The following is a 4,288-nucleotide window of genomic DNA, read 5'->3' as shown; positions in this document are numbered from 1 at the left end:
GTGCCTCGGGCTGCTCGGTCTCGGGCGGGCGCTGCAGCGCACCGATCCGGCCACGGCGCTGGAGCTGCTCGAGGAGAGCGCCGAGGTCGCGGCGTCGGTGCGGAACCGGTGGTTCCAGGCGTTCGCGCACATGTACTCGGCGGCGAGCCACGCCGTGCACTCCGACCCGGCCACGGCGGCGGCCGCGTTCGTCGAGGTCGTCGACGGGTGGGACCGGCTCGGCGACTGGAGCCAGCAATGGCTCACCCTGCTCTACGCGACGTTGTTGCTGCACCGCCTCGGTGACCTCGCCGAGGTCGTCACGCTGCACCACGCGCTGGTCGCCGCGGCCAAGCCCGCGCCGTTCGACGCGGACGGCCTCGCCGCGCTGGCCGACGCGGTCGGGGCGGAGCGCTTCGGCGCCGCCGCCCGCCGGGGATCGGGCATGGACGGGCCGGCCGCGGTCGCCTTCGTGCGCGGCGCCCTGCGCGCCCACGCCGTCCGGTAGCGGGCGACCGTCAGCCGACCAGGTCGGCGAGGATGTCGTCCATCGTGATCTCCCACCCGGCGGCGCCGAGCGGCAGGCAGGTCAGCTCGGTCGTCGCACCGGCGGACCGGGACAGACAGACCGGGAACACCGACCGCAGTAGGGCCCGGGCCGCGGTGTTCTCCGCGAGCACCAGGGCGTGGATGCGGGTGATCCCGAGGTCGGCGGCCCGCTCGGCCAGCGCCGAGAGCAACGCCCTGCCGACCCCGCGGCCGTGCCAGGCGTCGACCACCTCGAACGCCACCTCGGCCTCGTCCGCGCGGTCGGGGTCGCGGATCAGCCGCGCCACCCCGAGCGGGGTGCCCTGCCCGGTGACGGCCACCAGCGCCACGTGGTCGCGCTCGTCGACCGCGAGCAAGGCCTGCCGCATCGGTGCGGTCAGGTTCCGCACCGGCGAGTGGAAGCGCAGGTAGCGGCTCTGCGCGGAGAGCCCTGCGAACACGGCGTCGAGCAGGGCGGCCTCGTCGCGGCGCAGCGGGCGGACGTGGAAGTCCATGGCGGGTCTCCTTCGCGGACCGGGGCGGGGGGCTCTGGCCCTCGCCGATGCCGCACCGTGCGCCGCACGGTGTCGGCGGCACCGTCGTCCGGCTGAAATCCGCAGGTCAGCGGCCGGAGCGAGCGGTGGCCGACACCGTCGCCAGGGCTCTGACCTGCACATTTCACGGTTGCGTCAGCACCACGGAGGACCCGGCCCGCATGGTCTGTCCCGTCACCACATCCACGAGAGGACCAGAGATGACCAGCACCATCGGGACCACCGCAGACCAGCAGCTGAAGGCCAAGCACCGCGCCCTCTGGGCATCCGGGGACTACCCCGCCGTCGCCGTCGACCTGATCCCCGCCCTCGGCCCCACGCTCGTCGAGGCGTGCGGGGTGCGGGCGGGCCAGCGGGTCCTCGACGTCGGCGCCGGATCGGGCAACGCGGCCATCCCGGCCGCCGCGACCGGTGCGGAGGTCATCGCCTCCGACCTCACCCCGGAGCTGTTCGTCCCCGGCCGCCGGATCGCCGCGGAGCGCGGCGTCGAGCTGACGTGGGCCGAGGGCGACGCCGAGGCGCTCCCGTACACCGAGGGGACGTTCGACGTCGTGCTGTCCTGCGTCGGGGCCATGTTCGCCCCGCACCACCAGGCCGTCGCGGACGAGCTGGTCCGCGTCACCCGGCCCGGCGGGACCATCGGCATGATCAACTGGACGCCGGAGGGTTTCCTCGGGAACCTCTTCCGGACCATGGGGCCCTACGCGCCGCCGCCCCCGCCCGGGGCCACGCCCGCCCCGCGCTGGGGCGACGAGCAGCACGTACGCGAGCTCTTCGGCGACCAGGTCACCGACCTCGACCTGCGCCGCCGGACGATCGTGATGGACCACAGCCCGAGCCCGACCGCCTTCCGCGAGTACTGGAAGCAGAACTACGGCCCGGTCATCGCGGTCTATCGGTTCAACGCCGACGACCCCGACCGCACCGCCGCGCTCGACGCCGACTTCCTGCGGTTCCTCACCGAGTGGAACCAGGCGGACGAGCCCGGCCGCACGGCCTACACCGCCGAGTACCTGCTGGTCACGGCCCGCAGGCGCTGAGCACCCGAGGCGGGTCCGCCACCGCGGCGGACCCGCCTCCCGACCCTGGGACGACCTCCATGTCTCTCCTCCAGCGCCGCCTCCGGATCGACCCGGCCGCCGTGCGCGACATCGCGCCGATGCTGCTCGGGATGGCGCCCTTCGGGCTGCTCATCGGGCTCACCCTCGGCACCCACACCGTCGGCGCCGCCGCCGGGCTCACCTCCGCCGCCCTCTACTACGGCGGCACCGCCCACCTGGCCGCCCTGCAGCTGATCACCGCGGGCGCCGCCCCGCCCGCCATCCTCGCCGGGGTGATCGCCATCAACGCCCGGCTGCTGCTCTACGGCGCGGCGCTGGCTCCGCGGTTCGCGGACCAGCCCCGCTGGTTCCGCTGGCTGGGCGCGGCCACCGTGGTCGACCAGACCTACGCCCTGGCCAGACCGGCAGGCGATCCCGTCGGTTTCCGCAGGCACTGGCTCACCATGAGCGCGACGCTGGCCGTCGGCTGGCTCGCCGGACACGTCGTCGGGCTGGTCGCGGGGCCGGTGCTGCCCGCCTGGCTGCCACTGGGCATCGCGGCACCCGCCATGCTCGTCGGGCTGCTGGTGCCACACCTCAAGCGCCGCACCGGACAGACCGCCGCCGTGATCGGCGGGACCGTCGCCGCACTGGCCTCGCCGCTACCCCCGGGCATCGGGACCCTGGTCGGCGCCGCCGTCGGGATCGTCGCCGCCACACTGGTCGGGAGGCGGCGATGAGCGCCCTGCTCGCCCTGTTCGGCGGCGCCGCCGCCACCTACCTGCTCCGCGTCCTGCTGGTCGCCGTGGTCCCCGCCGACAAGCTGCCCGCCTGGGTGCGGGAGGCCCTCCCCCACGTCGGACCCGCCGTGCTCGCCGCCCTGATCGTCGGGAGCCTGGTCCACCAGGGCGGGATCCCCGCGCTGTTCACCGCGGGCCCCGCACCCTTCGCACTGCTCGCCGCCGGCTTCGTCGCCTGGCGGTTCCGCAGCCTCGCCGCCCCCATGGCGGCCGCCCTGCTCGTCATGCTCGCCGCGACCCCCTTCTGACCGCATCATGGAGCCACGACTGTCGTTCTCGAGGTCCCGAACGACAGTCATGGCCCCATGATGCGGTCCTCGCGGAGGGACCAGGGGGAGCCGTAGGCCGCCAGGAGGTCGAGGAAGGGGACGGCGTCGAAGGCCTCGGGGCCCAGGACGCCCGTTCCTCGCCACACACCCGTCGCGATCAGCTCCAGCGCCACGACGGGGTTGATGCCGGTCTGCCACACCACCGCCTGGCAGCCGTACTCGGCCATCGACCAGTCGTTGTCCACGACGTGGTGCAGGTACACCGCGCGCGGGGCGCCGTCGAGGCCCAGCCCGGTCACCCGCACCCCGGCACAGGTCTTGCCCGTCATCCGCAGGGTGGCCGGGTCGGGGAGGCAGGCCGCCACCACCTCCCGCGGGCTGACCTCGGCGAAACCCTCCCCCGAGCGGACCCGCACCGGCCGCGTCGAGTCCAGGCCCAGCTCGTGCAGGGTCCGCAGCACCCCGATCACCTCGGCGCCCAGCCCGTACTTGAACGTGACCCGCCGCGCCGAGAGCCAGCGGGGCATGAGGAGCACCTCCTCGTGCTCCACGTTCACGCACTCCAGGGGCCCGATCCCGGCGGGGAAGTCGAACACCTCGGGCTCGGAGAAGGGCTCGGTGGTGAACCACCCGCGCCCCTCCTCCCACACCACCGGCGGGTTCAGGCACTCCTCGATCAGCGTCCAGATCGAGAAGGGCGGCGCGAACCCGCGGCCGGGCACGGCGAGGTTCGCGCCGTCCCGCACGTCCAGGGTATAGACCTCGGAGAAGAGGTGGTCGGAGGCGTAGCGGGCGAAGACGTCGGACAGGCCGGGCTCGACACCGATCCCCACCAGCGCCAACGCTCCCGCCGCCGCCCAGTCCGCGGCCAGGGCGAACTGCTCGTCGCCCAGCATCCGGCCCGTCGTCGCGTCCGACATGGACATCGCCATGTCCAGATAGGTCACCCCGGCCGCCAGGCAGGCCCGGAACACCGGCATGACGAACCGGGGGTCGGTGGCGTTGAGCAACGCGTCGATCCGGTGCTCCCGCAGCAGCGCGGAGACCGCGGCCGAGTCCGCGGCGTCCACCCGGGCGGCGCTGAACCGTGGGTCGCCGACCGTGGCGACGACCGCCTC

5 protein-coding genes and 1 pseudogene are annotated in these 4,288 nt (G+C 74.4%); 4 read left to right on the top strand and 2 right to left on the bottom strand.

What is annotated here, in order from left to right; all coding sequences use genetic code 11:
- Window positions 1-487 (top strand): annotated as a pseudogene (locus H5J29_RS22770) (hypothetical protein); the annotation flags it as partial.
- A 10-nt stretch (window positions 488-497) separates the two neighbouring features.
- Here H5J29_RS22770 and H5J29_RS22765 read toward each other — a convergent pair.
- Complete coding sequence (locus H5J29_RS22765; RefSeq protein WP_181783077.1) at window positions 498-1,022, bottom strand: GNAT family N-acetyltransferase; 525 nt, start codon at window positions 1,020-1,022, stop codon at window positions 498-500.
- A gap of 239 nt (window positions 1,023-1,261) precedes the next feature.
- Here H5J29_RS22765 and H5J29_RS22760 point away from each other — a divergent pair, with 239 nt between their 5' ends.
- Genes H5J29_RS22760 through H5J29_RS22750 form a run of 3 tightly spaced genes read left to right on the top strand, consistent with a single transcriptional unit; the run spans window position 1,262 to window position 3,149 of the window.
- The gene (locus tag H5J29_RS22760; RefSeq protein ID WP_181783076.1) at window positions 1,262-2,101 is read left to right on the top strand and encodes a class I SAM-dependent methyltransferase; all 840 of its coding nucleotides are present in this window, start codon (window positions 1,262-1,264) and stop codon (window positions 2,099-2,101) included.
- Window positions 2,102-2,160: 59 nt separating this feature from the next.
- Window positions 2,161-2,841 (top strand): AzlC family ABC transporter permease, encoded by a 681-nt coding sequence (locus H5J29_RS22755; RefSeq protein WP_181783075.1) that lies wholly within the window; start codon window positions 2,161-2,163, stop codon window positions 2,839-2,841.
- Complete coding sequence (locus H5J29_RS22750) at window positions 2,838-3,149, top strand: branched-chain amino acid transport AzlD family protein (protein WP_181783074.1); 312 nt, start codon at window positions 2,838-2,840, stop codon at window positions 3,147-3,149. Before H5J29_RS22755 ends, H5J29_RS22750 begins: the two co-directional genes overlap by 4 nt.
- 47 nt (window positions 3,150-3,196) lie before the next feature.
- Here the strand turns inward: H5J29_RS22750 and H5J29_RS22745 are convergent.
- On the bottom strand, window positions 3,197-4,288 hold a 1,092-nt coding region (locus tag H5J29_RS22745; protein WP_181783073.1), incomplete at its 5' end, for a saccharopine dehydrogenase family protein.

It is taken from the genome of Pseudonocardia pini (assembly GCF_013870575.1).
In the GTDB taxonomy this organism is placed as follows: domain Bacteria; phylum Actinomycetota; class Actinomycetes; order Mycobacteriales; family Pseudonocardiaceae; genus Pseudonocardia; species Pseudonocardia pini.
Note: the sequence above shows the minus strand (reverse complement) of the source record. Positions and strands in the feature narration are given on the sequence as shown.